The organism is Bradyrhizobium sp. USDA 4516, assembly GCF_054055915.1.
The window spans coordinates 8,977,653-9,004,519 of the sequence record NZ_JBSRXT010000001.1 but is presented as its reverse complement, the minus strand read 5'-3'; the positions used below and the strand labels follow the sequence as shown (position 1 = coordinate 9,004,519).

General features: G+C 63.9%; 32 protein-coding genes. 15 read left to right on the top strand and 17 right to left on the bottom strand.

All coding sequences use genetic code 11. From position 1 onward, the window contains the following. Positions 1–19 precede the first annotated feature (19 nt). The 9 genes from ACVI1L_RS41930 to ACVI1L_RS41890 all read right to left on the bottom strand — a co-directional run bounded on the left by ACVI1L_RS41930 (position 20) and on the right by ACVI1L_RS41890 (position 6,315). Entirely contained in the window at positions 20–367 is a 348-nt protein-coding gene (locus ACVI1L_RS41930; RefSeq protein WP_456785492.1) for a hypothetical protein, read from the bottom strand. Further along, positions 364–723, bottom strand: a complete 360-nt coding sequence (locus tag ACVI1L_RS41925) for a hypothetical protein (protein WP_456785491.1) — start codon at positions 721–723, stop codon at positions 364–366. The genes ACVI1L_RS41930 and ACVI1L_RS41925 overlap by 4 nt, the downstream gene beginning before the upstream one ends. A gap of 138 nt (positions 724–861) precedes the next feature. Next, positions 862–1,110, bottom strand: a complete 249-nt coding sequence (locus ACVI1L_RS41920) for a hypothetical protein (RefSeq protein WP_456785490.1) — start codon at positions 1,108–1,110, stop codon at positions 862–864. Between the two features lie 89 nt (positions 1,111–1,199). After that, entirely contained in the window at positions 1,200–1,409 is a 210-nt protein-coding gene (locus ACVI1L_RS41915; RefSeq protein WP_456785489.1) for a hypothetical protein, read from the bottom strand. 58 nt (positions 1,410–1,467) lie between these two features. Next, on the bottom strand, positions 1,468–2,523 hold the full coding sequence (locus tag ACVI1L_RS41910; protein ID WP_456785488.1) for a hypothetical protein: 1,056 nt from the start codon (positions 2,521–2,523) through the stop codon (positions 1,468–1,470). A gap of 158 nt (positions 2,524–2,681) precedes the next feature. Beyond that, positions 2,682–2,930 (bottom strand): helix-turn-helix transcriptional regulator, encoded by a 249-nt coding sequence (locus ACVI1L_RS41905; RefSeq protein WP_456785487.1) that lies wholly within the window; start codon positions 2,928–2,930, stop codon positions 2,682–2,684. A 5-nt stretch (positions 2,931–2,935) separates the two neighbouring features. Further along, complete coding sequence (locus ACVI1L_RS41900) at positions 2,936–3,277, bottom strand: helix-turn-helix transcriptional regulator (RefSeq protein ID WP_456785486.1); 342 nt, start codon at positions 3,275–3,277, stop codon at positions 2,936–2,938. A gap of 174 nt (positions 3,278–3,451) precedes the next feature. After that, positions 3,452–4,852 (bottom strand): tyrosine-type recombinase/integrase, encoded by a 1,401-nt coding sequence (locus ACVI1L_RS41895; RefSeq protein ID WP_456785485.1) that lies wholly within the window; start codon positions 4,850–4,852, stop codon positions 3,452–3,454. Between the two features lie 668 nt (positions 4,853–5,520). After that, entirely contained in the window at positions 5,521–6,315 is a 795-nt protein-coding gene (locus ACVI1L_RS41890) for a class II aldolase/adducin family protein (protein WP_456785484.1), read from the bottom strand. Between the two features lie 193 nt (positions 6,316–6,508). On the opposite strand from ACVI1L_RS41890, the gene ACVI1L_RS41885 reads away from it, so the two are divergent. Genes ACVI1L_RS41885 through ACVI1L_RS41875 form a run of 3 tightly spaced genes read left to right on the top strand, consistent with a single transcriptional unit; the run spans position 6,509 to position 7,847 of the window. Continuing rightward, positions 6,509–6,649 carry a hypothetical protein gene (locus ACVI1L_RS41885; protein WP_456785483.1) on the top strand — a complete coding sequence of 47 codons (141 nt, stop codon included), beginning with the start codon at positions 6,509–6,511 and terminating at the stop codon, positions 6,647–6,649. Next, on the top strand, positions 6,622–6,840 hold the full coding sequence (locus tag ACVI1L_RS41880; protein WP_456785482.1) for a hypothetical protein: 219 nt from the start codon (positions 6,622–6,624) through the stop codon (positions 6,838–6,840). Before ACVI1L_RS41885 ends, ACVI1L_RS41880 begins: the two co-directional genes overlap by 28 nt. Then, on the top strand, positions 6,837–7,847 hold the full coding sequence (locus tag ACVI1L_RS41875; protein ID WP_057020550.1) for a glutathione S-transferase N-terminal domain-containing protein: 1,011 nt from the start codon (positions 6,837–6,839) through the stop codon (positions 7,845–7,847). Before ACVI1L_RS41880 ends, ACVI1L_RS41875 begins: the two co-directional genes overlap by 4 nt. 39 nt (positions 7,848–7,886) lie before the next feature. Here the strand turns inward: ACVI1L_RS41875 and ACVI1L_RS41870 are convergent, their stop codons facing one another. The 5 genes from ACVI1L_RS41870 to ACVI1L_RS41850 all read right to left on the bottom strand — a co-directional run bounded on the left by ACVI1L_RS41870 (position 7,887) and on the right by ACVI1L_RS41850 (position 13,863). Further along, positions 7,887–8,516, bottom strand: a complete 630-nt coding sequence (locus tag ACVI1L_RS41870; protein WP_456785680.1) for a DsbA family protein — start codon at positions 8,514–8,516, stop codon at positions 7,887–7,889. A gap of 507 nt (positions 8,517–9,023) precedes the next feature. Then, positions 9,024–10,946 carry an NAD(P)-binding domain-containing protein gene (locus ACVI1L_RS41865; RefSeq protein WP_456785481.1) on the bottom strand — a complete coding sequence of 641 codons (1,923 nt, stop codon included), beginning with the start codon at positions 10,944–10,946 and terminating at the stop codon, positions 9,024–9,026. Between the two features lie 9 nt (positions 10,947–10,955). Then, the gene (locus tag ACVI1L_RS41860) at positions 10,956–11,729 is read right to left on the bottom strand and encodes an SDR family NAD(P)-dependent oxidoreductase (RefSeq protein ID WP_229188805.1); all 774 of its coding nucleotides are present in this window, start codon (positions 11,727–11,729) and stop codon (positions 10,956–10,958) included. Continuing rightward, complete coding sequence (locus ACVI1L_RS41855; protein ID WP_057020547.1) at positions 11,726–12,370, bottom strand: TetR/AcrR family transcriptional regulator; 645 nt, start codon at positions 12,368–12,370, stop codon at positions 11,726–11,728. The genes ACVI1L_RS41860 and ACVI1L_RS41855 overlap by 4 nt, the downstream gene beginning before the upstream one ends. After that, the gene (locus tag ACVI1L_RS41850; RefSeq protein ID WP_456785480.1) at positions 12,367–13,863 is read right to left on the bottom strand and encodes an AMP-binding protein; all 1,497 of its coding nucleotides are present in this window, start codon (positions 13,861–13,863) and stop codon (positions 12,367–12,369) included. The genes ACVI1L_RS41855 and ACVI1L_RS41850 overlap by 4 nt, the downstream gene beginning before the upstream one ends. Positions 13,864–14,034: 171 nt before the next feature. On the opposite strand from ACVI1L_RS41850, the gene ACVI1L_RS41845 reads away from it, so the two are divergent. The 10 genes from ACVI1L_RS41845 to ACVI1L_RS41800 all read left to right on the top strand — a co-directional run bounded on the left by ACVI1L_RS41845 (position 14,035) and on the right by ACVI1L_RS41800 (position 22,987). Continuing rightward, on the top strand, positions 14,035–15,294 hold the full coding sequence (locus ACVI1L_RS41845) for an ABC transporter substrate-binding protein (RefSeq protein WP_456785479.1): 1,260 nt from the start codon (positions 14,035–14,037) through the stop codon (positions 15,292–15,294). Positions 15,295–15,392: 98 nt separating this feature from the next. Beyond that, complete coding sequence (locus ACVI1L_RS41840; protein WP_304496297.1) at positions 15,393–16,295, top strand: branched-chain amino acid ABC transporter permease; 903 nt, start codon at positions 15,393–15,395, stop codon at positions 16,293–16,295. After that, positions 16,292–17,320 carry a branched-chain amino acid ABC transporter permease gene (locus ACVI1L_RS41835; RefSeq protein ID WP_456785478.1) on the top strand — a complete coding sequence of 343 codons (1,029 nt, stop codon included), beginning with the start codon at positions 16,292–16,294 and terminating at the stop codon, positions 17,318–17,320. The genes ACVI1L_RS41840 and ACVI1L_RS41835 overlap by 4 nt, the downstream gene beginning before the upstream one ends. Beyond that, entirely contained in the window at positions 17,317–18,096 is a 780-nt protein-coding gene (locus ACVI1L_RS41830; protein WP_456785477.1) for an SDR family NAD(P)-dependent oxidoreductase, read from the top strand. Before ACVI1L_RS41835 ends, ACVI1L_RS41830 begins: the two co-directional genes overlap by 4 nt. 2 nt (positions 18,097–18,098) lie before the next feature. Further along, entirely contained in the window at positions 18,099–18,857 is a 759-nt protein-coding gene (locus tag ACVI1L_RS41825) for an ABC transporter ATP-binding protein (protein ID WP_075968244.1), read from the top strand. Then, positions 18,854–19,570, top strand: a complete 717-nt coding sequence (locus ACVI1L_RS41820; RefSeq protein ID WP_456785476.1) for an ABC transporter ATP-binding protein — start codon at positions 18,854–18,856, stop codon at positions 19,568–19,570. The genes ACVI1L_RS41825 and ACVI1L_RS41820 overlap by 4 nt, the downstream gene beginning before the upstream one ends. A gap of 110 nt (positions 19,571–19,680) precedes the next feature. Further along, positions 19,681–20,901: a CaiB/BaiF CoA transferase family protein gene (locus tag ACVI1L_RS41815; protein ID WP_456785475.1), complete on the top strand. Its 1,221-nt coding sequence runs from the start codon at positions 19,681–19,683 to the stop codon at positions 20,899–20,901. Then, positions 20,898–21,674, top strand: coding sequence for an enoyl-CoA hydratase/isomerase family protein (locus ACVI1L_RS41810; RefSeq protein WP_456785474.1), 777 nt, complete (start codon positions 20,898–20,900; stop codon positions 21,672–21,674). Before ACVI1L_RS41815 ends, ACVI1L_RS41810 begins: the two co-directional genes overlap by 4 nt. Beyond that, entirely contained in the window at positions 21,674–22,129 is a 456-nt protein-coding gene (locus ACVI1L_RS41805; RefSeq protein ID WP_456785473.1) for a MaoC family dehydratase, read from the top strand. Before ACVI1L_RS41810 ends, ACVI1L_RS41805 begins: the two co-directional genes overlap by 1 nt. Before the next feature lie 3 nt (positions 22,130–22,132). Next, positions 22,133–22,987 carry an HpcH/HpaI aldolase/citrate lyase family protein gene (locus ACVI1L_RS41800; RefSeq protein WP_050383900.1) on the top strand — a complete coding sequence of 285 codons (855 nt, stop codon included), beginning with the start codon at positions 22,133–22,135 and terminating at the stop codon, positions 22,985–22,987. Positions 22,988–23,073: 86 nt separating this feature from the next. Here ACVI1L_RS41800 and ACVI1L_RS41795 read toward each other — a convergent pair whose 3' ends face one another. The 3 genes from ACVI1L_RS41795 to ACVI1L_RS41785 form a co-directional block, all read right to left on the bottom strand. After that, a complete protein-coding gene (locus tag ACVI1L_RS41795; protein WP_456785472.1) occupies positions 23,074–24,225 on the bottom strand; it encodes an OpgC domain-containing protein in 1,152 nt (383 codons plus the stop codon). A gap of 164 nt (positions 24,226–24,389) precedes the next feature. Beyond that, complete coding sequence (locus tag ACVI1L_RS41790; RefSeq protein WP_229188817.1) at positions 24,390–24,665, bottom strand: hypothetical protein; 276 nt, start codon at positions 24,663–24,665, stop codon at positions 24,390–24,392. 161 nt (positions 24,666–24,826) lie between these two features. After that, positions 24,827–25,465 carry a LexA family transcriptional regulator gene (locus ACVI1L_RS41785; RefSeq protein WP_016847350.1) on the bottom strand — a complete coding sequence of 213 codons (639 nt, stop codon included), beginning with the start codon at positions 25,463–25,465 and terminating at the stop codon, positions 24,827–24,829. Between the two features lie 128 nt (positions 25,466–25,593). Between ACVI1L_RS41785 and ACVI1L_RS41780 the strand changes: the two genes are divergently transcribed. Next, positions 25,594–26,154, top strand: coding sequence for a GcrA family cell cycle regulator (locus ACVI1L_RS41780; RefSeq protein WP_456785471.1), 561 nt, complete (start codon positions 25,594–25,596; stop codon positions 26,152–26,154). A 94-nt stretch (positions 26,155–26,248) separates the two neighbouring features. Further along, on the top strand, positions 26,249–26,821 hold the full coding sequence (locus tag ACVI1L_RS41775; protein WP_456785470.1) for a DUF6456 domain-containing protein: 573 nt from the start codon (positions 26,249–26,251) through the stop codon (positions 26,819–26,821). Positions 26,822–26,867: the final 46 nt, after the last annotated feature.

The window sequence follows — 26,867 nt, the reverse complement described above, 5'->3', positions numbered from 1 at the left end:
TGGATCGAGTGCAGCATAATCAGTGGGCAACGGAAAACGGATCGAGCGCCAATGCCGCCCTGATCGTTCGGTCGCCGGGGACCGCATCTCGGATGGAGAACACCGTCCAAAGCAGTTCGCTGATAGTGCCGCGATGCCGGTCAGGACAGCGTAACTCGACGCGATCACGCCGCCATGCGCCTGCGCGGTATCGGACCAGCTTCGCGCGCAGCACAATCGCTGCCTGACGATCCGTCATGCCGGTGCAGAAGCGATGCGCAGCGGTTCGCAGCAGGTGGTCGCGGATGGCTCTGGCAAGAACATCGGCGGGAGGACGGCGACCGCGACCGTCAATAGGCATCAGACGATGATCGAGCGGCCGCGTCATGGCAGAAACCTGCCGCCGGGTGCGAGCTGCCGCAGGACGCGCGTGCAGGCGGCTTCGATCTCGCTCAAGGTCAGCGTCGCATGGCATCCCGAGCAGAACGCGCTGGTCACGACGATGTCGGGCGCGCCGACCGGCACCGACAGCAGGAACGCGCCGACGCGCGTCTCACCGCCATGGAAGGGCGTCTTGCAGGCGATGCAGATCGGTCGGCGGCTCGCGATGTTGCCGTACCAGTTCTGCACCGCGTGATGAAGGATCGGGTGACTATCGAGCGGCGTGTCGGCGCTGACCAAGTTCGTGGTCAGGTCGCTGTGCCGGATCGATTTTACGGAAGCCCGGCGGGCGTGCCTGTTCATGCGATGCTTCCCTGATGCGAATGATAAGCGACCGCCTCTGCACGCCACAGCGCGGCCCGCTGGTGCGCGTTCGCGTTGGCCGGTGTCGAGCCCGGCCAGCTCCGGCCAACGCATGGACGCGCAGGGTATGTTGGCGCATCAGGCGGAGACATCCCGCTCCAGTTGTTCGAGGTCGTACGCAACACGGAGCGCGACCATGTTCAGCGCCTTCAGCGTGGCGAGGCATATCTCGCCATTGGTCAGGCCGTCGTTGTAGGTCGGGCATTCTCTGAAAATCTGGCCCCTGCCGCTGCTCAGGTCGGCCTTGCGATCAAGCAGCACCATGAGCTGGTCTGCGATGAACTGCGCTGTGATATCGCTTCGGGCCTGATCAAGAATTTTCGTCATTGTAACGTCCTCCTTTGCTTTCTGCCGACATCCGGTCGGCGCGGGTCTTTGATGCCGCTCGTCGCGCGGGCGTAGGGCGTCGTCATGGCTCAGTGAATTCTCCCCTCGCGATGCAGCGTCAGCTCCTGTGCGATCACGCGAAGCAGCTTGAGCTGCCGGATCGAGCAGGTGCCCAGAAACTCGTCCAGCCTGCGTTCCGGCTCCGCGACCGGCCCGATCTCGCCGCGCCCCTGCAGCACAAACAGCATCGCCGCGATCAGCCTGACCTCCGGCACTCGCTCACGCAGCTCCACGATCATGACCTCACGTCGTCTCTGATTTCTGCTCTGCGTCATGCGCTCTCGCTCCTCTCGGTTGTCATTGCCGGTACGCTGCTTGGCGGCCCAAGCCCTCCGCAATGTTGATTGCGTTTTCGATGCACGCGACTGGATCATCCTCGTTAGCAGCGACATCGATCAAATCGAACACGCGCTCGGTAGCGCTGTCCGGATCGAGCGCGCGCTCGGCATCGTGGAACCTCGCGACCAGCGCCTCGCACCCTGCGCCGAGCACTTTGCGGCTATGATCGAGCACGGCGGTGCGCTCGGCATCGGCGTCAGCGTGCGAGCCGTTCGGGGGCCGACCTACTGAGGGTGCGGGGTTGTCGCGATTGGGAGGTTGTCGAGGCAGTGAAGATGTTGATCGTGGCGCGATGTCCGGCTCGCTCCAAGCGCCGTCAGGCGCGCTTGGTTGAGATGCGAGCGGCTCGGGAACTGCGCTGCTGCCGTCCGCGCACTCACTATCAGCACGGGTGGTGTTAGAACTATCCCCACGGGCAGTGTTGGCCCCGCGCTGTGGCGCGGCCACCGGGATTATATCCTCTGGGATTACTTCTACTGGTAAGTCATCCCGGTGGGCCGGGTATTTGGATGGGCCAAAATCGGGATTTGCGGGCTGCTCAAACCGGGATTTGCGGCTGCGTTTGACAGGCGCGCTAAATCCCGGCCCACCGGGTTTTTCGTCCAGCTTAAATCCCGGTCCATCGGGTATTAAAACGTCCGGTATGGCGGGCCGGTAAATCGCGGTGCGCTTGCCTCTCCCGCGCTTGCCTCGCTTGACCTTGACGAGCAGCCCAACGGCGACGCCGACCTCCAATAGTCCTTCGACGGTTGACTTGGCCATGTCGATGTCTGACGCGAGATTTGCGGCGCTGCGCCATGTGAGCCCGCTTTCTTTGTTGAGCCATTGCGTTGCCATCCTCACCGCAAGGTGCAGGAATGATCTCGGGACCATCTCAGCGACGATAGCGGCATCGATGCACGCAAACCATGTGACCTTGTCGGTTGCGCCCTTGATGGTGCCCCACTGCTCAACGGGGACTTCAAGGTCGGGGCGGTAGTTTGTGCGGTCTTGCGGGCGGGTTTTCGATGGCATACAAGGCGGCATCCTTTCGGTGCAGAACGAGGGATTGATCGGTCCTCTGGTTTGTCGGCCGCCTAATCCAACATCAGAGGCTTGAGGTTTGAACGCGGCGAGCTTCGGCGGCTCGCCGCGTTTTCATGTGTAGATCAGGAGATCGCTTCCAATTTGGCTCAATCGAGCGCGTCCTGCCATTTGACGATCTCGTCCTCGTACCAGAACACCCGCTTGGCCGAGGCATGATGCGGCGGCGGGAATTTATCCCCCTTGATCTTCCGCCAGAGCGTAGCGCGCGAGAACGGCACGATCTCCAGCACCTTCTCCTCGCTCAGCATGCGACGCGGGCGCGCGCTGCGCGGTGCAGCATCTTCCGCTTCGAACGCAAGCAGCTTTGCTTCGGTCGCCATGTCCGTGTTTGCCATGGCCGTCACTCCCCGATGCCAGAAGGGGCAGCGGCCTCGCGTTTCTTGGGCGGTCGTCCCCGGCGCGGCAGCGTCGTCGGCACGGGCCGCGTCCGTGCAGCGAGCATGCGCTGACGTGCCGCGCGACATTCCTGCCCGACCCAACGGGCTACGTTGCCGCCCACATTGACCGGCGGCGGATAGAGACCGCTGGCGATGCCGCGATACAGCGTCGAGAGGTGGATCGGCTTCTTCGTGCCGCCGAAAAACTTCTGGACGGTCTGCCGATCCCAAAGCTCAAGATCGTCGGGGTCGGTCGTTACGGAGGTGTTTGGAATTTTGTCGGCGGGATGATCGTCTGTCATCATCAGGTCGCTCCATATCTCGGGCGACTTCTCCCCATAAGCACATTTTAATTCCAGTAAACCCCTAAAAAAAGTTGGAGCCGAAAATCTGCATCGAGCGTCAACTTTGTTGACGCTAATGAGGAGGCCCGGCCAGCTTCACGCTGACCGGGCCGTACTTATCGAGGTTGACGTTTATCAGGCCGCGAGCCGCAGCTTCGGATTGACGGTTGCGGGCCTGCCGATGATCCGCCGCAATTCCGCCGCGACGCCGTCAAGCACCGCGCGCTTTTCCTTCATCCGCTTGCTGTGATTGTAGACCTTGCCGGTGACGGTCGGCACGATGGTGTCGCCCTTCTTGCTGGCCGCATGATCGAGGCATCGCGCGATCCACGCATCGTCAAAGCCGAGGTCGCCAGCCAAGGTCGCCGCCGTCCGCCTCAAATCGTGTGCTGTGAATGGCTTCAATCCCAGAAGTCCGCACAGTCCCGGCGTCTTTCTCTTGTTCGGGTTCTTCTCATGCTTGGTGCCGCGCAACGCTGTTCCCATCGCTAAGCGGTGGATCGGCTGGCCCGGATAGACCGGGCTTTCAAAAACAAACTGCTGATCATCGTCGGCCAGCGCCTCGCGGATGATCTCGACCGCCAGATCGGACAGCGGCTGCTGGATCATCCGCCGCTTCTTCACCCGCTTGAGCGGGACATCGAGGCGCGGGTTTTCGCCGTCGAGGTCGAACAGTTCATCACGGCGCGCGCCCAAGAGTTCGCCGGAGCGCAACATCGAGACCAGAGCGAACTTCAGCGCGAGGCACGTCGGGCGAGACCAGGGAAGGTCGGTCCTGTCGAGGCCGTGCCACAGCGTCCGGATTTCGTCCTCTGAAAGCACGCGCGTGCGCGGGTGCTCGGTGTCGAGCGGCGGCAGGTTGGCGCAAGGGGACGCGGCGACGTATTCGCGCGGCGGCTGCATCGCCCAGTTGAACAGGCCGGACGCCGCGCGGCGCATATGGCGGGCGTTGGCAATCGACGGCTTGCCGCCGTGTCGACCGGCGACGATGTCGTCAGACAATTGCGCAATGTCGCTCCGGGTCACCTCGCTCGCGATCTTCTTGCCGAGCCGGGGACTGAGGAAGCGCCGCAGGTGGCTCTCGACGTTGGCGTGCGTTTCGATCCGGGGCCGCATCTCGCCGTCCGCCTTCTTGACCGGCGTTTTCATCCACTCGGCGCGCTCCGCGATGATCTCATCGACGGTCTTGCCGCGCTTGGCCTGCTGCGCCTTGCGGTCGCGGAAGGTTTCGGCGAGGGCGGCAGCGCCCAGCCCCCTGAGCGCATAACACTTTGCGCGGGCGTCATCGACGCTAAACGCCGGGCTGTGGATGCCGAGCCACGCCGTGCGCTGCTTGCCGGTGCCCGGGTCGCTGAACTTGAGCGAGAAGGCCGTGACGCCGGACACGGTCAGGGAGGCGAAGAGGCCGCGCGCCTTGGCGTCGTAAATCTTCTCCCGCTTGGTGACGCGCCGTTGACACAAGCGGTCGGTGAGGATGACGGCGCGGTTCCGCGCGCGCTTGGCGGGCGCGGTGGGTGTGGTAATCTCGGTACTCATGGTTCAGCTCTCCAAAGGGTGGGACCATGGACCGGGCCTTCGCTTTTCGTGGCAACGGTGGGCGAAGGTCCCGGCCCTATATTTGGCAGACGCGCTGAAAGCCGAAACCGCAGGGTAATCGAAAACCCCTTGTTTTAAAGGCTTTTGTTGATCTCAAGTCGTCTACCAACGTCTCAAAATATAGACGTGTGGTCCTGACGCCCTAGCGGCAGGTGTCTTTTCCGATTGCGCAGTGCGCGTTGCGAAGACGGTGACAAAAAAGCCCAGTCTCGCCGGGGAGAGCACGAAATAAGCCGTAGCCCATCGCGCAGGGAAAGCCGGATTGCTCCGGTTACACCTGTGGTCCTACCCCCGAGCTTTCTACCCATTGCTCGGGGCCCATGGGTGCGATCGGCACCCGGCTTTCCCTGCGCCCTCTGTTCAAGAGAGGGCGGAACGAAGAGCAAAGCTCGGGCGAAACACGCCGCGAGAATGCGGATGTGTGACCCACAGATCGTGCAACAAATTTCAGCGTCGCCCCCGGCGAAGGCCGGGACCCATTGCCACGAATGCGAATTGTTGCGCGACGCTGGGGCCACGGCCTGTTTTTCAACAACGCTACCCTGTGGTTATGGGTCCCGGCCTTCGCCGGGACGACGAATGGAGAAAGCCTGCGCCGGCTTTCGCTTTCAATCCCGATACGATGGATCCGCCCGGTCGAGCTTGCGCAGCAGCGCGGGCCAGGCGAGTTCGCCGTTGCGGGCGGCGCGGCCCGGCTTCGGCAGCATCCGCTCATAAGTGTCTTCGAGGATATTTTGCGGCGGATAGATCAGCTTGGTGTTGCAGGACAGCGCCATCACCTGGGTCTGGCAGGCGCGCTCGAGGCGGAACAGCACGTTGAAGGCGGCGGGCACGGTACGGCCGACGACCAAGAGGCCATGATTGCGCAGGATCATCGCCTCGTTGTCACCGAGGTCGCGGACCAGGCGTTCGCGCTCGTCGACATTGTCGGCGATGCCCTCGAAGTCGTGATAGGCGATGTGCAGGAAGCGCATCGAGGTCTGCGCCAGCGGCAGCAGGCCGCATTCCATCGCCGAGACCGCCATGCCGGCCGGGGTATGGGTGTGCGCGACGCAATCCATGTCGTGCTTGGCCATGTGGATGGCGCTGTGAATCACGAAGCCGGCGACGTTGACGTCGTACTCGGTGGCGTTGAGCAGCGTGTTGCCCTCGACGTCGACCTTGATCAGGCTGGAGGCGTCGATCTCCTCATACAGCATGCCGTAGGCATTGATCAGGAACTGGTCGGTGGTGCCGGGCACGCGGCAGGAAATGTGGTTCGCGATCATCTCGGTCATGCCGTACATCGCCGTCAGCCGATAACAGGCGGCAAGATCGACGCGGGCCTGCCACTCCTCGGCGCTCACCTGCTCGCGAACCGATTTGACGACCTTGATCGCGGGCGAGCTGACGGGGGGATTCATGGCGTTCTCTCCTCGAGATGTCTGCGGGGCCGCGGCCCGATTGTTGCGGCGGACCATGGCAGAATCCGCGCAGCGGCAAGCTGCGGCTGCGCCTGCGTATTTGCAGGTCTGGCGGGCAAAAACCGAATGCGGAGCGGATTGGCGCGCCGCGCCTTCAATGCCACAATGCGGAAAACATCCGAGGCGCACCAAAATGAGCGATCGCTATGGCCAGTTCTGGGTCTGCGTGCGCTTCGGCCGCAACAATGTGCTGATCCTGTCCACCTATCTGGTGCAGGTCATGGAGCCGTTCTCGCTGAGGCCCTGGTGCCCGACATCGGCGCCTTCGACGTGATGGCGATCAAGTCGCGGGTCCATTTCCGGCGCGGCTTCGACGACAATGGATTTGCCAAGACGATCCTCCTGGTCGAGCCCGACGAGCCGTTCCTCGGTACCACGCATCTCGACAAGCTGCCGTACAAGAACGTCGATCTCGCGCAGTTCTATCCGTACGGCAATCCGGCATTTTCGGAGGTATCGTCATGACGGAGAACCGCTATCGCCTGATCGGCTCGACCGCCTCGCCCTATGCGATCAAGTTGCGCGCGCTGATGCGCTACCGCCGGATCCCACACGACTGGGTGATCATGACCAAGGCGCTTCGCGAGGCAACCGCGCATCTGAAGCCGATGCTGATCCCGGTGCTGCAATATCCCGACGGCAGCTACCGCGGCGAGACCACGACGCTGGCCTATGATCTGGAGGCGCGACATCAGGGACGGTCGGTGATCCCCGAGGACAGGGCCATCGCTTTCATCTGCGATCTGCTCGAGGACCTCGCCGACGAATGGGCGGTGAAGCCGTTGTTTCTCTATCGCTGGTGGGATCCGGAAGATCAGGCCTATGTCTCGCGCTGGGCCGGCGAGGAGTGGTCGACATCGGAGGCCGAGGCCGGCAGCCGCGAGGAAATCGAAGAGTTCCGGCAGCGGCAGATTTCGCGCATGGTCATTCTCGGCGCGACGGATGAGAACAGACCGCTGCTGGAGGAGAGCTACCGGCGGACGCTTGCAGCGTTCGAGCCGCATGTCGGCATGAGCAACTATCTGTTCGGCAGCCGGCCGTCGCTGGCGGATTTTGCCTGGTTCGGCCAGCTCAGCGAGATGGCGACCGACCCGACCCCGATGCGGATCATGCGCGAGCGCGCGCCGTTTACCGATCACTGGGTACGGCGGCTCGACGATGCATCAGGTGTCGAGGGTGACTGGTATCCTCGTGAGCAGGCGCTTGGCGGGTTCGTCGAGGCGCTGCTTCGGATCGCCGGCGAACTTTATCTGCCGTTCCTTGCGGCCAACGCGGATGCCTTCGCCAAGGGCCTCGAACGGCTCGAGATCAACGTCTGGGGACTGCCCTACGCGCTGGCGCCGTTCAAATATCAGGTCAAATGCCTGCAGCAGCTGCGCCAGAAGTTTACTGCGCTCGATGCCGGCGATCGCGCGGCGTTGAAACCCGTGCTGGAACGCACCGCGTGCTGGGCGATCCTGAACGGAGGCTGATCGATCAGCGACGATAGGCCGATTCGAAACGGTCGGCGCCTACGTCCGGTGCCGGCCGCCAAGCGCGATCGCGATCGTCTCCGGCTGCTTGATCCGCTCGATCAGCATGTCGATGCGGTCGCCGCCCCAGAACAATTCGCCGTTGAACACCATGCTGGGAACGCCGAACACGCCGAGCGCTTCGGCCTCGTCGATGATGCGATCATGTTCGGCGCGGGCAGGGCCGCGAACATAGGCCTCGAAGGCGTCGGCGGAACCACCGATCGCCGTGATCACGCCGGCTATCTCCGCCAGCTCGTCGATTTCCAGCTCGTGGTTCCAGAACTTCCGGAACACCGTATCGTGATAAGGCCGGAACAGCCCGTGACGCTGCGCGAACAGCATGCCGGCGCTGGCGTAGAAGGCGTCGTAGATCCGGCGCGGCCCCTTCATGGTCAGTCCCTGCGCGTTGGCGAACCGGCGCGCATCCATGTAGGCGTAGCGCACCTTGCGCCAAAAGTGCGGCGTACGCTCCTCGACCGTGCCCATGAATTCGGGAATGCGCAGCGTGTAGGGCAGCCATTCCAGCTCGACGCCGTATGTCTCCTCGAGTTCGAACAGCCGCTTGTTGGCGACATAGGCATAGGGAGACTTGTAGTCGGTGTAGATTCGGACCCGCGGCTTTTCCATCATCATTCCTCATCTCGTCGCGACAATTGTTCCCGATCCCGTGCGGGGGCGCAATGCGGCGTGACGAAGGGGAGCTCGCGGGCAAACGAACGGGCCCCGGTGCAGTCAAGCATCGCGGGGCCCTGCTACTTCGTTTTAGCGAAGGATGTCTGGTATCGACCAGTCGTGTTTCGGGACCTAAAAGCGCGTGGCCTTTGCGCTCCTGTCCTGCGGATATGTTCAGATTGTCGGTGGCGCACGCGGCTAGCAGCTGCTGTTTGCCTCAACGTGCACCGAGACCTTGCCGCTGAGCAAGGTCGCTGGCCTGCGCCGGTGGCGTCATGCTCCTCTCCAAGGGGTGGTCCGACGGACATCTGTCCGCTTCTGCTGCCTGACGGCCGATCCCATAATCGTCCATCAATTCCTGCGACGCGAGGAGCAAGCGCTCCAGCACCCCAACAGGTGCAGTCAGCGAAATGCTGCGGCAGTTATGGCCATCTGTCAAGTTAACGAGCGAGGGAATTCAGGTCAGGAGTCCTGTCGCGACTTGGTCGTTCGATATTGGGTGAAGTCCGGATCGTGCGTCATCTTCCAGTAGTCGACGAACCGCCACGGCATCGCCGAGAACACCCGGCCGCTTCTGTTGCGGTAGTAGGTCGTCATGCCCGGATGCGTCCAGATCAGTTGCTCGTGCTCGGCGTCGACGTCGCGGATATACGCGTCATGCGCGTCGGGATGCACGTCGATCGCGGCGATGTCGTTCTCGATCATCTTGACAAGGCAGGCGGAGATGTAGCGGCTCTGGCACTCCGACTGGAAGATGACGCTGCCGCCATGCGCAGGGCCCGAATTGGGACCGAGCATCAGAAACAGGTTGGGGAAATCAGGCACGGTGAGGCCGAGATAGGCGGTCGGATTGTCGTCGCGCCAGGTCTGCTTGAGGTTCTTGCCGTTACGCCCGGTGATGTTGAGCCGCGCCGCCATCTCGGAGACCTTGAAGCCGGTCGAGATCACGACGACGTCGTGCTGCCGCGACGTGCCGTCGGCCGTGACGATTCCGTGCCGATCGAAATGGTCGATCTTGTCGGTGACCAGCTCGACATTCGGTTTGGTCAGCGTCTTGAACCAGTTGTTGTCGAGCAGGATGCGCTTGCCGTAGGGCGGATAGGTCGGCATGCATTTCTCGATCAGGTCGGGGCGATCCTTCAGCTCGGACAGGATGAAGTCGGCGAGCTCCTGGCGATGCCGGTCGTTGCCCTTGTTGACGGCGCGGTCCGGATGCGGCCAGGCCGGATCCTTGCGCAGGAACGGCAGCAATCCGTCGCCGTAACGCCAGAACATGTTGAAGCGATACCACTGCACATAGAACGGCAGATGGGCGAGCAGCCACTGCGCGCCTTCGGTGATCGGATCGGAATAGCCCTTCACCGGCCGCGCCCACTGCGCGGTGCGTTGGTAGACGGTGACCGAGGCGACGCGGTCGGCGATCGACGGCACCAGCTGCATCGCGGTCGCGCCGGTGCCGATCACGGCGACATGCCTGCCGTCGAGCTTGATATCATCGGACCACAGCGCCGAATGAACCTTCAGACCGGTGAAGGCCTCGTCTCCCTCAAAGCGGGCAGGCAAGGGATCATTGAGCTGGCCGATCGCACTGACCAGCGCGGTGGACTCGAAGGTCTCTTCGCCGCGGGCAGTCTTCAGCGTCGAGATCCAGCGCCGCTTGCCTTCGTCCCAGCGCGAGGCTACGAGCTCGGTATTGAGGCGGACGTGCTTGCGAATGTCGTATTCGCGCACGACCTTGAGCAGATAATCGAGCAGCTCCTGGCGCTGCGCGAAATAGCGGGTCCACGGATTGCGCGCGCCGAACGAGAAGGAATAGGAGTGGTTCGGCGTATCGACGCCGCAGCCGGGATAGCGGTTGACGTACCAAGTGCCGCCGATCTCGTCCTGCCTCTCGACAATCGTATAGGGGATGCCGAGCCGGCCGAGCGCGACGCCAAGCGCGATCGCGCAGACGCCGGCGCCGACGATCAGCACATGCTGCTGCGCCAGCTTCTCGCCAGAAGGGCGCTCGCGCCAGCGCGCGTCGCGTGGGATGAAGCCCATCTCCTCCCGCATCAGCGGCGCATATTCCGGCGCGACATTGTCGCCGAGCGTCGCGCGCATCATCCGTAGCATCAGCTCATTGCCGGGATCGGTGATGACGGGCTTCGGGGTGCCGTTCGCGAACAGGTTCAGGACCGCCGCGCGAATCTCGTCCTGGATCTCCTGAGGCACACCGGCGTCGGGATCCGGGATCAGACGGACGTCGCGCTTCGGCTTGTAGGGCGGCTCGAGCCACTTCTCGTCGCCGGTCATATGCACCAGCACCATCAGCAGCACGCGGATGTCACCCTCGGCGATGGCGGAGGACAGATCGAGGTGTTTGCGCGGAAGCTCGATATTCATGCGTTGTCCTCAGCTGCGTGGGGCTTCCGGCAGGCCGCCATAGGCGGCCCAGGTGGTGCCCGCGATGTAGCCGGCATCGACCGGCAGGTTGATGCCGGTGATGCCGCTGCTCTGCGGCGAGAGCAGCCATGCGATCGCCTGCGCCACTTCGATCGGCTCGACCAGCCGGTTCAGCGCGGTCGGCCGTGCCAGCAGATCCTTGTTGAGGGCGCCCGATGCGATGCCGGCCTCGAGCGCTGCCGTGCGGGTGAAGCCGGGCGACACCGCGTTGACGCGGACGCCGGAACGCCCCCATTCGGCGGCGAGCGTCTGCGTGATCTGGATGACGCCGGCCTTCGCCGCGGTATAGGCATGGATCGGGCCCGACGTCATGCCGGCCACCGAGGCGACGTTGACGATCGCGCCATGCCGCCGCTTCGCCATGCCGATGCCGACGCTGCGCGCGACCAGGAAGGTGCCGCGCAGGTCGATATTGACCTCGCGGTCCCATTGCTCCATCCGCACCCGTTCGATCGTGTGCATCTTGCCGAACACGCCGGCGGCGTTGACGAGGCCGCTGATCGGACCATGCGCGGTCTCGATATCGGCAATGCCCGCGACAACGGCGCTCTCGCTCGCGACGTCGAACGGCGCCGGCCACAGCACGGCGGCTGTTCCAACCAGCGGCTCGGGCGCGATGTCGACGATGACGACGCGATGCCCCTGATCGGCGAGCAGTGTCGAGGTCGCCGCGCCGATGCCGCGGCTGCCGCCGGTAACGAGGATGGTGCCCTCAGCGCTCATGACTTTCTTCCCTTGTCGCTGGTGGTGAACAGGCCGCGGGTGACCAGCTTTTGATAGGCCGTGATCACATAGTCGGGCACCGCGGTGACGCCGCGCTCGGAATAGGAATAGCGGCGGCTGAGATAACCGCGCGCGCCCATCAGCACCTGGACGATGGCCTCGAATTCCTCGTCGCTGAAGGCGTTGGTCGCGCCCGCAGCCCGCGCGCGTTGCAGGATCCGCACATACGCGCTCGAGATGTTGTCAAAATGCTTCTGGTAGCCGATCGGCGCGAAGAATTCGGCCTCGTTGAGGATGCGCAGGAATTCCGGCACCTCGCGGATGAAATCGAAGAAGGCGCCGAAGCGCTCGACCTCCTGCCGGGCCTCGCTCGCGGTGCCGGTGCGCGCATGGATGAAGCGGACCATGTCGAGGCCGATCTTCGGCAGCAGCTGGTCAAGCAGCTCCTGGCGGTTCTCGAAATGATTGTAGAAGGTGCCCTGCGCGACGCCGGCGGCTTCGGTGATGCGCGCGACCGAGGCTTCGGCATAGCCGTATTTGCCGACGACCTTGGTCGCGGCGTCGAAGATCTTCTGCTTGGTCCAGGCGTTGCGCTCGACCCGGTTAAGTTTTGTCACTTTGGCGGATGTCGCTTGCGTCATGCGGTGGCCTCGAGTTCGGCACGGAGCACGCGTTTGAGCACCTTGCCGGATGGATTGCGCGGCAGGCTGTCGCGGATGACGAGCTGCCGCGGCACCTTGAAACCGGCGAGCCGTGTCCGGCAGTGGTCGGTGAGACTGGGCAGGTCGAGCTTGGCGTCGTCGGCCAGCACCACGATCGCGACCGGCTTCTCGCCCCAGCGCGGGTCCGGCAGGCCGATCACCGCGACCTCGCGCACTTCAGGCATTTCGTAGATGACGCGCTCGACCTCGGAGGAGGCGATGTTCTCGCCGCCGGAGATGATCATGTCCTTCTTGCGATCGGTCAGATACAGGAAGCCGTCGTCGTCGAGATAGCCGACATCGCCGGTACGGAACCAGTCGCCGAAGAACGCGGATGCGGTCTTCTCGGGATCCTTCCAGTAGCCCTGCGTGACCTTCGGGCCGCGCAGGCAGATCTCGCCGTTCTGGCCGGCCGGCAGGCGCTTGCCGGCATCGTCGCGGATCTCGATCTCGACATGGGCGATGGCGCGGCCGGTCGAACCGATCTTCTCGATCTCGCGGCCCGCGTCCATGAAGGTATCGCCGCCGCAGCTTTCGGTGAGGCCGTAGGCATCGATGTAGCGCGCGTTCTTGAAATAGTCAGAGAAGGCGCGGATGCGGACTTCCGGTGTCTTCTCGCCGCCGCCGATCGCCCATTGCAGGCTGGAGACGTCGTAGCGCTCGCGGTTCGGATGAGTGAGGAGGGCCGTGGTCATGACCGGCGCGAACCACGCCGCGTTGAGCTTCTCGCGCTCGATAGCGGCGAGCGCAGGTTCAGGCTCGAAGGTGCGGTGAATGCACAGCATGCCGCCATGCCAGAGCACCGCGATGCCGGGCAGGTCGAGCGCGCCGACGTGATAGAGCGGACCGACGACGAGCAGCCGCGTGTCGACGTTGAGCCCGAGCACCAGGGTCTGGTCGGCGGATTTCCAGTAGATGTTTTCGTAACTGAGCATCACCCCCTTGGGACGATCCGTCGTGCCCGAGGTGTACATCAGCCGCATCAGGTCGCGCGGCCCGCGCACATGGATCGGCGCCGGCGCGATGTCGGGCGCAAGGTTGGTGACGCTGGACTGCGCGACCTCATCGAGCAGCACGACCGGCGCGCCGCCGGTTGCGATCGCGGCAAACTCCTCGTCGGCGACCAAGAGGCGCGCGCCGGAATTGCCGACGATGTAGCCGACCTCATCGGCCGAGAGGCGATAGTTGATCGGCAGGAACACCGCGCCGATATGGCTGGTCGCGAACGCCAGCTCGAGAAAGGCCGTGCTGTTCTTCATCAGCACGGCGACGACATCGCCGGGCGCGATCCCGCGCCCCGCGAGCCAGCCGCCGACCTGCCGGATCAGCAGATCGAAGTCGGCGTAGGAGACGTCCTCGCCGCGATATTTCAGCGCACAGCGGTCCGGAGTCCGCCGGGCATGAAATGCGATGAAGCTGGAAAGGTTGATCATTTGCCGCCCGCGGGGCCGATTCCGGCGCCGTTTTCTCCCTAGATGAATTATGAGTCGTAATTCATCTTTGGCTTGACGTCACCCCCCTTGCTCTGAAAACATCGTGGTCATGGAGACGAAACGATCTCCGGCAGGGATTTTGGGAACGCGAACCCGACAGGGAGGGGAATGATGAAGAGCACCCGGAAACCGGGCATCACCCGGCGCTCGACGCTTGCGCTGATGGGCGCCGGTGCGGTGAGCTTTGCCGCGCCATGGGCGGCGCGCGCACAGGCCAAGACGATCAAGATCGGCATGCCGACCATTCTGTCGGGCCGCGTCGCGCAGCTCGGGACGTCCTCGCGCAACGCGGTGCTGCTGGAGGTCGAGAAGGTCAACGCCGCCGGCGGCCTTGCCGGACGGCAGATCGAGATGGTGATCCGCGACTCCAAGGGGCAGCCGCAGGAAGCCGCGCGCATCGCGCGCGAACTCGTCAACACCGACGGTTGCGAGATGCTGCTCGACGGCGAAGCGTCCTCCGGATCGTTCGCGGTTCACGAAGTGGCGCGGGATCTCGGCGTGCTCTGCATCCACACCTGCTCGGAAGCGTCATCGCTGACCGCCGATCCCAAGCAGCACATCCCGAACGCCTTCCGCTGCGTGCGGCAAGGCATTCACGACTCGATCGTCGGCGCCAGCTACGCGGCAGGGATCGCCAAGGCCAAGGGCCTGAAGAAATGGGCGACCTGTTCGCCCGACTATGCCTATGGCCGCGACACCACCGGCGAGTTCGTGCTGTACCTGAAGAAGTTCGCGCCCGACGTCGAGATCATCAGCGAGTCCTGGCCAAAGCTGTTCCAACCCGACTACACCGAGGTGGTGACGAAGATCCTGCAGGCCAAGCCGCAGGCGCTCTATTCCTGCCTGTGGGGCGGCGATCTCACCTCCTACATCGACCAGGCCAACATCTACGCGATGTTCACCCAGATGGAGGTGTTCGCGGTCAACATGGCCGACTACACCGCACTCACCGTGGTGAAGAACCTGCCCAAGGGCATCCACTCCGGCGACCGCTACATCAAGACATTCCCGCCGACGCCGGAAAATGCCGCCTGGGGCGACGCCTACAAGGCCAAGTACAATGAGTATCCGACCAACTGGTCGTGGCAGAACGCCACGGCGGTCATGTTCCTCAACGAGGCCGTCAAGAAGGCGAACTCGACCGACGGCAAGAAGGTCGCGGAAGCGCTCACCGGCCTCACCATCAAGTGCCCGTTCGGCGCCGACGGCACCGTCACCATGCGCGCCGACGATCACACGCTGGTCGGTTACGCCATCGGCTGGGGCACCACGATCCCGCAGGAGCCCTATGTGCCCGATGTGAAGGCCGGAGATTGGAAGACCATCTTTGAGCTCGAAGCCGAGTGGAAGAAGAGCAAGGGCTACACCTGATCCGCATGTCGGGCGGAGGCGGCAATCTGCTGCCTTCGCCTCGCATCTGATGTTTGTCGCGCGCCGACGTTGCGGCCCGCCGTGATGGATGATTTTCCGTGGACCTCGACGCGCTCGCCAGTTGCCTTGCCAGCCCTGCCTGCCTGGTGACGCAAACCACCAGCGGCCTGATCATCGGCATGCTGCTGTTCCTTGTCGCCGTTGGGCTGACGCTGATCTTCGGCGTGCTCAAGGTGGTCAATTTCAGCCACGGCGCCTTCTATATGTTCGGCGCCTACTTCGCGATGACGGCCTATCAGCTCACCGGCAGCTTCGCGCTGGCGATGCTGAGCGGCGCCGTCGGCACCGCGATCCTCGGCCTGATCTTCGAGCGCGTGTTCATGAGCCGGGTTTACGGCCGCGACGTCTTGATGCAGCTCCTGGTCTGCTACGCCTTCGTGCTGATCTTCGACGATGTCGTCCGCATGATCTGGGGGCCTGAGTTCAAGTCGATGGGCATGCCGGCCGCGTTCCAGGTGCCGCCGCTGTTCATCGCCGGCGGCGTGGTGCCGCCGTACTATCTGCTCTTGATCGGGGTGGCGCTCGCCGCGGCCGTTGTTCTCGGCCTGGGGCTGGCGCGCTCCAGGATCGGCAAGGTGATCCGTGCGGCTGCGCATAATCCCGGGATGGTTTCGGCGCTCGGGATCAATACCGGGCTGATCTATGGTGGCGTATTCGCGCTCGGCGGCATGCTGGCGGGACTGGCGGGAGCGCTTGCCGCGCCAGTGCGCTCGCTGACGCCGGGCATGGGCTTCTCGGTACTGATCGAGTCCTTCATCGTGACCGTGATCGGCGGCATGGGCTCGATCCTCGGCGCGTTGATCGGCGCGCTTTTGATCGGCCTGATCCGCTCCTTCGGATCGCTCGGCTTCCCGCTGTTCACCGAGGGGCTGATGTATCTGTTTATGGTGATTGTGCTGGTCTCGCGCCCGACCGGGCTGTTCGGCAAGGAGGTCGCATGACCGAATTGCAGGCCGGGCAGGGCACGCAGCCCCTCGATGTTGCCCGGATCGACGCCAGCCCGCAGCGGTACCGCGATGTGCTGATCGCGCTCGTGGCCTTTGTCCTGCTCGCGCTGCTGCCGTTCATCTTTGGCAGCAAGCAGCTGCTCGACTTCGTGATCCGCTGTGCGGCCTATGGATTGTTCGCGACGTCGCTCAACCTTCTGGTCGGCTACACCGGTTTGATCTCGTTCGGCCACGGCATGTTCTTCGGCCTCGGTGCCTATGGTTTCGGGCTGATGATGCAGAAGACCGGCGTGCCGATCCCGGTGGCCTTCGTCGCCACGCTGGCGATGACCCTGGTCGTCGCCGTCGTCATCGGCGCGATCTGCGTGCGGCTGAAGGAGATCTATTTCGCGTTCGTCACGCTGGCATTCCAGATGCTGATTCACTCGACCATCCTGTCGTGGCAGTCGCTGACCGGCGGCGACCAGGGACTGCGCGGCGGGATCCCGAGGCCGCCGTTTCTCGGCATCGATCTGTCGAATCATCTACATCTCTACATCACGAGCTGCGCCCTGCTGGTGATCGGCCTGCTGCTCATGCGCCAGATCGCGCAATCGCCGTTCGGCTACACGCTGCGCATGATCCGCGACAACGCCACGCGGGCGAGCTTCATCGGCATCGATGTCTGGCGCGCCAAGCTGACGATCTTTGTGCTCGCCGCGCTGTTCGCCGCGACCGGCGGCATCATCATGGCGCTGTTCGTCTCCGGCGCCTATCCCGAGTTCGCCTATTGGACGATCTCGGGCGAGGGCATCTTCATCAACATGCTCGGCGGCGTGACAACCTTCCTCGGACCGATGGTCGGCACGGTGCTGCTGCTGATCCTCAACGATACCGTTACCCGCCTGACCGAGTATCACGGCATCGTGCTCGGCATTGTGATCCTGTTCTTTGCCATCGGCCTGCGAAAGGGCCTGATGGACTTTGTCGTCGAATGGTTCGCGCAGCGTCGCGGAGAGCCCGGGGAGCGCGCGCCATGACTGCACAGACGCGGATCAGCGTCGTTACCGGCGGCGCCAGCGGCATCGGCGCTGCGTGCGTGCGTGAGCTCGCAGCGGCCGGCGATCTCGTCGCCGTCGTCGACCGCGACATCGCCAAGGCGCAGACAGTTGCGGCGGAAGTCGGTGGCAAGGCGTTTGCGGCCGACGTGGCGGACGAGCGCAGCGTCGAGGCCTGTGCGGCCGCGATCGAGCGCGACTGCGGCCCGGTCGCGGTGCTGGTCAACAGCGCCGGCATCATCCAGGTGCCGGTCCGGCCGCACGAGCTGCCGATGACCTCCTGGGACGACGTCGTGCGCGTCGACCAGCGCGGCACCTATGTCGCCTGCGTTGCCTTTGCGCGGCAGATGATCTCGCGCAAGCGCGGCAGCATCGTCAACATCGCCTCGATTGCCGGCATGCGCTCGATGCCGTTGCATGCCTATGCGCCCGCCAAGGCGGCGGTGATTGCCATCACCGAATGCCTCGCGGCCGAATGGGGGCCGTCCGGCATCCGCGTCAATGCCGTGTCCCCAGGCTATACGCTGACGCCGGCGCTGAAGAATGCCATCGATCGCGGAGAGCGCGATGTCTCGGCGCTGGCTGCCAATGCAGCACTTCGCCGGCTCGTCGATCCCTCGGAGATCGGCCGCGTCGTCGCATTCCTGGCCTCCGACGCGGCCTCGGCGATGACCGGCGCCAACGTGCCGGTCGATTGCGGCTGGCTTGCCGGCACATCGTGGAGCACTTACGGCGGTCTACGGGAGGCGAGTGGCTAGCCATGCTGGAGATTCGCGGACTCTCGAAATCCTTTGGCGGCGTCAAGGCGACCGACAACGTCTCGCTCGACTTCGCCGACGGTTCGCTCACCGCCGTGATCGGCCCCAACGGCGCCGGCAAGAGCACATTCTTCAACCTGATCACGGGCGCGCTGCAGCCTGATGCCGGGCAGATATTGCTCAACGGCGTCGATATGGCAGGCAAGGCCCCGCCGGAGATCGTGCGCCATGGCATCGGCCGCGCCTTCCAGGTCGCGAGCATCTTCCCGTCGCTGACGGTGGAGGAGACGATGCTCGCTGCAGTCTGTGCCGATCAGCGCCGCGCCGGCGTGATGCATCGCCGGTTTCCGCTGGCCGAGACGCGCGACCGCGCCGAGCATGCGATGGAGCTGCTCGGCCTCGCCGGCAAGCGCAACCGGACCGCGGCGACGCTGTCGCATGGCGACCAGAAGCTGCTCGATATCGCGCTCGCGCTGGTGCTCGAGCCCAAGGTGCTGCTGCTCGACGAGCCGACCGCGGGCATGGGTACCGAGGAGCGCTGGCGCATGATCGACAAGGTGCGCGAGCTCTGGGAGAAGCAGAAGATCACCGTCGTATTCATCGAGCACGACATGGACATCGTGTTCAAGATTGCGCCCCAAATCGTCGTGCTGTGCTACGGCCGGATCCTGGCGACCGGGACGCCGGACGCGATCCGCAGGAACGATGCCGTGATCGAGGCCTATCTCGGCAGCGACGACCACGCGGGAGCGGTGGCATGAGCGCGCAGCCGGTGGTGCAGGTCGAGGACCTCGACGTCTATTACGGTACCAGCCAGATCCTGTTCGGCGTCGGCCTGTCGGTGCGGCAGGGCGAGACCATGGCGCTGCTCGGCCGCAACGGCGCCGGCAAGTCGACCACCATGAAAGCCATCATGGGACTGGCGCCGGCGCACCGCGGCAGGGTGACCCTGCGCGGCCAGGTGGTCTCGGGAATGCGGCCGCATCACATCGCGCGGGCCGGGCTCGGCTTCGTGCCGGAAGACCGCCAGATCTTTCCCGAGCATACCGTCGAGGACAATCTCGTCATCGGCCAGAAGAAGGGGCCCGATGGCGAGGACGAGTGGTCGATCCGCCGTGTCTATGACGTGTTCCCGCTGCTCGAGCCGTTGCGACACCGGGTCGCCGGAAGGCTGTCCGGCGGCGAGCAGCAGATGCTGGCGATCGCCCGCACGCTGATGGGCAATCCGGTGCTGCTGCTGCTGGATGAGCCGAGCGAGGGGCTGGCGCCGATCATCGTGCAGCGCATCGGCGAGCTGCTGCGGCAGCTCCGCGGCACCGGTGCCACAGTATTGATCGCCGAGCAGAACATGCATTTTTGCCTTGGCCTTGCGAGCCACGCGACGGTTATCGACAAGGGACAGATCGTCTACACATCCTCCATCGAAGAGCTGAAGGCCAACGACAACATCCGGCAGCGCTATCTGGCGCTGTAGGGCATGATCCGGGAAAGGCGCGCAGCGGTTTTCCCTCGCGACAAGCGCGCAGCGGTTGAGCCGGGATCATGCCCCAAGGACAAGGCTCTTCGACAGCGATGGGAGGACAAATGGCGGGCAAGCTGACGCCGACGCATGAAGCGCCGTATCGCGGGCTGAAGGTACTCGATTTCGGGCAGGGGATTGCCTCGCCCTATTGCGCGATGCTGCTCGGTGTCTACGGCGCCGACGTCATCAAGGTCGAGCCGCCGGAGGGCGACTGGTCGCGCTATCTCGGCACGACCTACGGCAATCACACAACGCTGTCGGCGGTCTACAACCGCGGCAAGCGCAGCCTGTGCCTCGACATGAAGCACAAGGACGGGATCGCCATCGCGCAGCGGCTGGCGCGCGAGGCCGACGTCCTCATCGAAGGATTTCGCCCGGGTGTCGCCGAGCGGCTCGGGCTCGGCTATCAAGGCCTGTCGCGCGACAATCCCGGCCTGGTCTACCTGTCGGTCAGCGGCTTCGGGCAGAGCGGCCCGTACGCCAAGCGGCCCGGCTCGGATTCGGTGGCGCAGGCGTTCTCGGGGCTGGTCTCGGTCAATGTCGGCGCCGATGGCGTGCCGCATCGGGTCGGCACCACGATCTCCGACGTCGTCACCGGCGTCTATGCGTTCCAAGCCATCGCCACGACGCTGTTCGCGCGCGCGACCGTCGGCACCGGCCGCTGGATCGACGTTAATCTCTGCCAGTCGACGTCGGCGCTGCTCGGCCACAAGGTGGCGGAGTTCATCCTCGAGGGCGGCGCGCCGCGCGCGCTGAACGTTCCGGCCGGCACCTACCAGACCCAGGACGGCTGGATGATGGTCACCCTGGTGAACGAGCCGCAATACAAGCGGCTGTGCGGTGCGATCGGCCGTGAGGACCTCGCCGGCGATCCGCGTTTTGCCGACTTCGCCCGCCGCGCCGACGCGGCCGACGCGCTGATCCCGCAATTGCGCGAGGTGTTCCTGACCCAGGCGACGGACGCCTGGCTGACGCGGCTGCATGCGGCCGATATCATCGCCGAGCGGATCCTCGATCCCGGCGAATGGCTGCGCAACGTTCATGTCGAGGCGACCAGGGCGTCGGTGCGCCAGGACACACCCGGCGTCGGCGCGGTCTACACGCCACGCACGCCGGGGATCGCGGGCCTGTCCGAGGATCACCTTTGCCCCGCGCCTGACGTCGGGCAGGATAGCCGCGCCGTGCTGACGGAGGCCGGCTTCGGTTCCGCCGAGATCGACGGCCTGCTGCTGTCGGGCGCCGTGCGGCAGGCCAAAGAGCTAACGGGAGGCAACACATCATGAGCACCGACCTCGTTCGTTACTCGGTCACCGACCAGATTGCGGAGATCGTGCTGGATCGCGCGCCGGTCAACGCACTCAGCATTCCCCTGATCGATGCGCTGCTGGCGGCGCTGGCGAAAGCGCGCGATGACGACGCAGCGCGCGTCGTCGTCATCGGCAGCGCCCATAAGGTGTTTTGCGCCGGCCTCGATCTCGACATCGTCAGGGGCAAGCCCGCGATCGAGACCAAGACATTCCTCGAGCGGCTATACTTCGCGTTGAACGATACGCAGTATCGCATGGGCAAGCCGACCATTGCGGCGATCGATGGCGCGGTGCGCGCCGGCGGCATGACGATCGCGATCTCCTGCGACATGATTGTCGCGGGCGACGGCTCGACATTCGGCTATCCCGAGATCGATGTCGGCCTGATCCCGGCGATCCATTTCGTGCAGTTGCCGCGGCTGGTCGGAAAGCACCAGGCATTCGGCCCGCTGTTCCTTGGCGAGCCCTTCGATGCCGCGACCGCCTTTCGCATGGGGCTGCTCAGCGAGGTGGTGCCGAAGGGCACCGCGCTCGCGCGGGCTCGCGAGATCGCACGCAAGCTGGCGGCGAAATCGCCAATCGTGATGAAGATCGGCCGCGACGCCTTCATGCGCGCGGTCGATGCCGATTTCCGCCGCTCGGTGGAAAACACGGCGGAAAGCTTTGTTGTGGTCGCATCGACGGAAGATTGCCAGGAAGGGCTCAATGCGTTCGTCGAGAAGCGGACGCCCAACTACAAGGGACGGTAATGGCTGGATTGTATTTCGAGGAGTTCGAGATCGGACAGGAATTCCATCACGAATTCAGCCGAACCGTGACCGAGATGGACAACACCATGTTCAGCCTCCTGACCATGAACCCGCAGCCGTTGCATATCGACGCGCATTTCTCCGAGAAGACCGAGTTCGGCCAGCGACTGTTCAACAGCCTCTATACACTCAGCATCATGATCGGCATGAGCGTGTACGACACGACGTTGGGAACCACCGTCGGCAATCTCGGGATGACCGACGTCAAGTTCCCCAAGCCGGTGTTCCATGGCGACACGCTGAAGGCGCACACCAGGATCATCGGCAAGCGCGCCAGCAAGTCGCGGCCGACCCAGGGCATCGTCGAGTTCGAGCACACCATGACCAACCAGCGCGGCGAGGTGGTGGCGAGCTGCCGCCGCACTGGCCTGATGCACTGCAAGCCGAAGGCGTAAGCGATGCGATCGTTCCTGTTCGTTCCCGGCGACAGCACCCGGAAATATGAAAGCGCGAAGAAGACCGCAGCCGATGCGCTGATCCTCGACCTCGAGGATTCCATCGCGCCGGACCAGAAGGTGGTTGCGCGGGGCATCACGCGCCAGATGCTCGATGCGCGCAATCCGGAGCAGAAGCTTTATATCCGCGTCAACGCGCTCGACACCGATCTGACGCTCGGCGATCTCGCCGCCGTGATGCCCGGCAAACCCGATGGAATCGTGCTGCCGAAATGCGCCGGTGCCGCCGACGTCAACCGGCTCGCGCTCTATCTCGACGCATTCGAGGCCGCCTCTGACATCGCGCAGGGCACCACCCGGATCGTGACGGTCGCGACCGAGACGGCGCGGGCGGTGCTGAAAATCCTCGATTTCGAGAACATGAGCCCGCGGCTGTGGGGCATGATGTGGGGCGCGGAGGATCTCGCGGCCTCGCTCGGGGCAACGCGCAACCGCAGTGATGGCCGCTATCACTCGCCCTTCATCCTGGCGCGCGATCTCTGCCTGATCGGCGCAGCCGCCGCCGGCGTCGTCGCGATCGACACCATCGCGACCGACATCAACGATCTCGATGCTTTGAAGGCCGAGGCGGTCGCCGCGCGCCAGGATGGCTTCCTCGCCAAGGCCGTGATCCACCCCAAGCATGTCGACGTCGTCAATGCGGCCTTCATGCCGACGGATGAGGAAATCGCATGGTCGGAGCGGGTGATCGCCGCGTTCGCCAATAATCCATCGGGAGTCGCCAAGATGGACGGCAAGATGCTGGACAAGCCGCATCTGCGCGCCGCCGAGAAGATCCTGGCGTCGCGCAGGAAATAGTCGGGGAGGCGGGCTCGATACCGCGATGTTGCGCGATAGCGAGGCGCGGCTGCAGCGGTCGCTGGCGATCGACTAAACCGCAGGAATCAGGAATGAGCGACGGCCGACTTGCCGTCCTGCTGCTTCGACCACGAGACGTAGTAGGCGACGGCCGTCATCGCCGCGATACCGGCGATGCTGACCGCGACCTGCCTTGCCAGTGAGTATGGGCCCGTAATCAAGATCAGGTGCGCAGCGAATGAGAGGAAGACGCCTGCACAGAACACGGCCAGCCATTCCTCGCCGCACTTGATGATCGGCTGCAAGGCGGGAGATCGCAGGTATTCCCAATCGCGCGGCACCAGCCAGCTGAACAGGAATGTCAGGACCAGGAAGTGCAGGATGCGATGAGGCGCGATCTCCTCCCGGTCGTTTGGCAGCAGCACATCGCTCAGCCCACTCGGCATCATTTGCGCGAGTGCCGGGATATCGCTGATCGAGACAATTGTCAGGGCGAACAGCAGATACAGCAACGCTATGGCGCGCAGCGCGGGAGCCGCCTGCATCGCGCGGATCGCGGGCGCATATCGCGTGCCGATCAGCGCGAGCCAGCCGCCCATCACGAACAGCAATTGCCAGCAGAACGGATTGAGGTACCAGTCTCCATACGGATATGACGACAGGTTCCAGTCGAGCAGCCGGCCGGCCGCGTAGAGGGTCACGGACGCGACGACCGTCACGTTCGGCACGTACAACAGCCCGAACACGATGATGGGCTGGAACGCCATCAAGGCAATGGTGAGTTGCAGCACGTCGAGATTGAGCGGCTTGGCCTGCAGGAACAGGCCGTAGATCAACGTCCGGATCGGGTGATCGATGAAGCCGGTGATGTTGAACTCGCTGATGATCTCCGGCGCCGCGGTCCGGGTAGCGACATAGCTGATCAACTCGACATAGATCACGAACAGAACGATATAGGCGGCATAGAGCTGCCATACGCGCTTGAAGATGCGGGTTGCGGCCACCAGGAATCCGCGTTCCAGCGTCATCCTGGCGTAGATGAGCGTCACGGCGTAGCCGCCGACGAATACAAAAAGGTCGGTTGCGCCGCTGAAGCCGAAGTTGCGCATGGTCAGCGCGCCGACGACGTTGTGCGGAATATGGTCCAGAAACAGAAACCAGTTTGCGATCCCAAGCAGCAGCGCGATCCTGAGATCGCCATCGGCTTTCGCGATCTCGGCGTTTGTTGTCGAAGTCATCTGAAGCTGAAATTTGCCGGCCCGAGAAACGAATCGCTAGTCTAGAGGGAACCCGCGCCTGGTCCGAATAGACTTTGCGTGAACCCTATCTAGTCCGTTTCGGGTTCCGGCCAAGTGGCCGGCTCAAGAAAGATCACGTTTTCGCAATCACCCCGTGAGCAGTGTCAGACCGGCTCGTGTTTGCGCAGGTCGCGGGCGTGATCCAGCGTATTGGCTTGCAGGTTCGCGCCGGTCACGGGGAGCTCCGGCAGGGCGGCCTCGGCCAGCAGGTCGTCCGTGACATCCTCGACCGAACGCTCGGCAATCTCGTGAATGAAGCTGATGTTCGTATATTCGCCCGAGGCGATTCGTGAGACGACGTCGCGTCGTGTCATTTCGGGATCGACGATCGCCTCGCGGCCACGGCGGCCATAGTCGATCATCACGACGAAGTACTGCATTGTCTGATCGTTCGATGTTCTGACTGTCACCGGGCATTATTTCCGATAATCGGAAGTATGTCAAGGTGAATTGTCGAAAACCGAAATTCAGGCATGCATGGCCGGACCGATTCGTCCCGAAGGCGTCCGAATCGGTCCGGCCGGTCCCTGAAGCAGCGCGGTTACTTCTCGGACGATCGCCCGCCCTGCGTCCGGGCAGATTTGCGACCCTTCGCCGCCGACTTGCCGCGCAGCCTTTCGATCTGGCCGCGAGGCAGGGTGACGCAGATTTCGCCGATCCATTCGAGCTTTACGCCGTTGATCGGCTTGGCATTAAAGCTCTTGAGGTTGACGGTGCCGGACGAACTGCCGCGTTCGATCGTCTTCAGATACCGCTCGCCGCTCTTCAGCCGGACCGCAGCTTCCTCTCCGTAGAAGCTCGACAGCGGATAGCGCTGCTCGCGATACACCACGATGACGTCGCCGTTCTCGTATTTCGGCAGCATCGAATCGCCTGAGACCTCGAAAGCGACGGTCTCCTCCGTCATCGGGAACGGAAGCTCGATTTCGCCGAGACCCTCCGGCGGGACCTGCTCAAGCTCCGGTTGGATCGAGGCGCCGGCGCCGACCCGGCCCACGATCGGCACCGAATTCAGCTCCAAATACTCCATGATCGGGGCAATCTCGGATGCCTTGATCAACCTTATTCCCGACAGGATTTCGGAGACCGCCCCGGCCCGAACCCCCATCGCGCGGGCAAGCCCGCCTTTGCTCTTCCCAGTCTTTTCCAGTGCTCGTTCGATCAGCGCCGCGTCCAGCATGTTTCATCCTTTCCCAAACCCGGAGACACTATATCCGTTACGATTATCAGAAACAAGCTTGACTTTTTTCTTCGGAATATCGGAAGGTATGCGAGGCGCCGGCGGAATGACAGAAACGGGAATTTGGAATGGAAATGATGAACTGGCTGCCGGAGCATTCGGCAGCCCTGCAGGATCTCCGCGCCCGCGGCTTGTCCTATTCGGAAATCGCTGACACGATCAACGCTACCTTCAATACGGCCTATACGCGCAACGCGGCGCTCAGCCGAGCGCAGCGCATGGGGTTGGCGGGCCTCGAAAGGCTCGAGCCGTCCCTGCCGGGGCACCTCGATCCGCCCAAACCGTCTCTGCCGGAGCTCCCAAGGATCGGGCGGCTGCGTGAAGGGCACACTGAACTGACGCCGGATCTGCTTCGCGGGCCAAAGATCTTCAATGAAACGGTGGAGATGCCGCAGCTTCGTTGCGCGGCGGTCGTGCCGCGGCATCTTTCGCTGCTCGACCTCAAGCCCGGAGACTGCCGCTATCCCTATGGCGGAGATAGCGACGGCGAGACGATGACCTTCTGCGGTCATCCGTGCCGGTCGGGCTCAAGCTACTGCACCCCGCATTTTCACCTGAGTCGCGATCCTGAGGCCACGGCGAGGCCGGTATTGAGCGCCGCCTGGCTTCAAGCCATCGGGGCCGGTTGAGGCAATTCATCACCTGACCGACGGATATCGGTCCGCAACCGCGATCGCGCGGAAGCCTCCGCGCGCCCATCACCAGACATTTTGGAGGTTACCAATGCCGCGAGCCAAGCGCCGGAAGCCGTACGATCCCGCCGGAGCGCACGATCGACGTGCCCAGGATCTGCCCTTTAATGCCGAGGTGGCGACCGTCGACGTCGACAATCCCCTTGCGCTCGAGCCCGGCGAGAAGATCGTTGCCTTTCGCTCGATCCGCAACGATCCGCTCGGCCGGTTGCACGCGCACCGCCAGATCGACGATACGCAATATCGGAGTGGCCGGGCATTCCAAAACGACTGGGAAAAGGCCGAGCGCGGGCCGCGCGCGGTGGATACGACACGCGAATTCGTCGATGGCGGCCTGCGACGCGAGCCGATCACCGAGGGGCAGCGCCAGGCGACGCTGCGCCTGAATCGCGCCGAGCATGAGCTCGGCGCCGACGGTTCGGCGCTGGTGCACGATGTCCTGATCCTCGGCATGACCATGCAGCAGGTTGGACAGCGGCGCGGGCTGCGCACGCAGCGCTGGCAGGACTATTTTGCGCGGCGTCTCAAGGAATGCCTGGATCGGCTGGCACTGATGTACGGGCTTGCGACGGCAGGCAGGGTTCCGGTGAAGGACCGTCGCTGATCTGACGCGGTTTGTCGCGCAGGAAATCCGGCACGGCAGCCATCAT